This is a genomic window from Vibrio sp. V42_P2S4T144, from assembly GCF_009904715.1.
Lineage (GTDB): Bacteria > Pseudomonadota > Gammaproteobacteria > Enterobacterales > Vibrionaceae > Vibrio > Vibrio alginolyticus.
Genome location: NZ_WXWS01000664.1, coordinates 1 through 2,091 on the forward strand (window position 1 = coordinate 1; position 2,091 = coordinate 2,091).

The following is a 2,091-nucleotide window of genomic DNA, read 5'->3' on the forward strand; positions in this document are numbered from 1 at the left end:
CTATTGATGCAAGGACGACTCTATATTAATCCGTTTACTCCAGAGCCAACTCCTAGCGAGTGCTTGGGTTATGAACTAAATCCAAGTCAGATTAGTGGTTACTGGTGCTACCAGAGCCAATGGGAGTTAATCGGTAAGCCACTTTATCATTTACACAAACCATGCTGGGCGATTGGTACGGACGATTTATCTCAACCCATTGAAAAGCCTTCAGACCGATTTGTACATGCACAAACGGAGGACGGTCAATTCTGGTTTGTGGTACCGGATTCCTGGCCCGGAAACAACTCAGTTCAGGAATCTTAAACGCAAAAGGGTTGATGCTTGCACATCAACCCTTTGTTTTCTAAATCGACTATTGAATGGTTTACAGGCCGGCAGCTGCAAACACTTGATTAACGATCTCTTGTGCTTCTGCTTCGATTTGTTTTAGGTGCTCTTCACCTTTGAAGCTTTCACAGTAAATCTTGTAGATGTCCTCTGTGCCTGATGGACGAGCAGCGAACCAGCCGTTTGCCGTCGTTACTTTTAGACCACCGATTGCAGCACCATTACCAGGCGCATGCGTGAGACGAGCCGTAATTGGATCACCCGCTAGTGTTTCAGCCGCGACCATTTCTGGTGACAACTTCTTCAGTACGTCTTTTTGTGGGCCATTCGCTACAGCTTGAATACGGTTGTATTTCGACTCACCGTGTTTCGCCGCTAGCTCTTCATAGTAGTCTTGTGGGTTCTTACCCGTTACCGCAGTGATCTCTGCCGCTAGAAGACATAACAAGATGCCGTCTTTGTCTGTTGACCAAGGCGTGCCATCTTTACGAAGGAATGACGCACCAGCACTTTCTTCGCCGCCGAAACCAAACTTACCAGTGTACAGACCGTCTACAAACCATTTGAAACCAACAGGCACTTCACATAGCTCACGACCTAGATCCGCAACAACACGATCAATCAGCGCACTTGAAACTAGTGTTTTACCAACAGCGACGTCTTTACCCCACGCGTCACGATGACGGTACAAGTAGTCAATACAAACGGCTAAGAAGTGGTTCGGGTTCATCAAACCTTTTGGCGTAACGATACCGTGACGGTCGTAGTCAGGATCGTTACCAAATGCTAAATCGTATTCGTCTTTCAGTGCCAATAGACCCGCCATTGCGTAAGGAGAAGAACAGTCCATACGCACAACGCCGTCTTTATCTAGCGACATGAATTGGAAAGAAGGATCGATCGATTCACTTACTAGCGTTAGGTCTAGGTTGTATGCCTGACCAATTTGACGCCAGTAATCGATACCGCTGCCACCCAATGGATCTACACCAATCTTCAGGTTCGCTTTTTGGATTGCTTCCATATCGATAACGTTCACCAGGTCATCAATGTATGGCTTCACCAAGTCCATCTCTACAAACAGATCCGATGCTTTTGCTTCTGCTAGTGGTAGGCGTTTAACACCTTGTAAACCTTCAGCAATCAATTCGTTCGCACGATCTTCGATAGCTTGAGTCAACTCAGCTTCTGCAGGACCACCATGTGTCGGATTGTATTTGATTCCGCCGTCTTGTGGTGGGTTATGTGATGGGGTAATAACGATACCGTCTGCTTTTTCATCGTGTTTGATGTTGTAAGTCAGAATCGCGTGTGAAATACCCGGTGTTGGCGTGTAACCGTTGTCTTGCTGGACAATCACTTTCACACCATTTGCAATCAATACTTCAATCACACTTGAAAAAGCAGGCTCAGATAGCGCATGCGTGTCTTTACCCACAAACAACGGGCCAGTTGTGCCTTGCTCAGCACGAACTTCTGCTACCGCTTGAGCGATCGCTAAAATGTGGTTTTCGTTAAAAGTGTGCTTGTCTGCAGTACCGCGGTGGCCAGAAGTACCAAATTGAACTTTGTGTTCTGCGTTTGCCGCGTCTGGTTGAAGTAAGAAGTAGTTAGCAACGAGTGCTGGGATATTGTGAAGATCTTCCTGCTGCGCTTTTTGCCCAGCACGAGGGTGCATAGCCATGTTTGACATCCTTTCTTTCAATACAAATAAAATTAAAAAAGCCTCATAATATCCGCTCACTGCGACGCATTATGAGG

Annotated in this window: 1 protein-coding gene and 1 pseudogene; one reads left to right on the forward strand and one right to left on the reverse strand. The window is 46.5% G+C overall.

The genetic code is table 11. The features are described from left to right. Positions 1-306 (forward strand): annotated as a pseudogene (locus CAG68_RS21435) (DUF1853 family protein); the annotation flags it as partial. Positions 307-367: 61 nt separating this feature from the next. Here the strand turns inward: CAG68_RS21435 and pgm are convergent. Continuing rightward, the gene (gene pgm, locus CAG68_RS21440; protein ID WP_053303294.1) at positions 368-2,014 is read right to left on the reverse strand and encodes a phosphoglucomutase (alpha-D-glucose-1,6-bisphosphate-dependent); all 1,647 of its coding nucleotides are present in this window, start codon (positions 2,012-2,014) and stop codon (positions 368-370) included. Positions 2,015-2,091: the final 77 nt, after the last annotated feature.

Excerpts from the sequence above, each read along its gene's own strand:
- pgm (WP_053303294.1), bottom strand. The coding sequence starts at position 2,014 with ATGGCTATGCACCCTCGTGCTGGGCAAAAAGCGCAGCAGGAAGATCTT.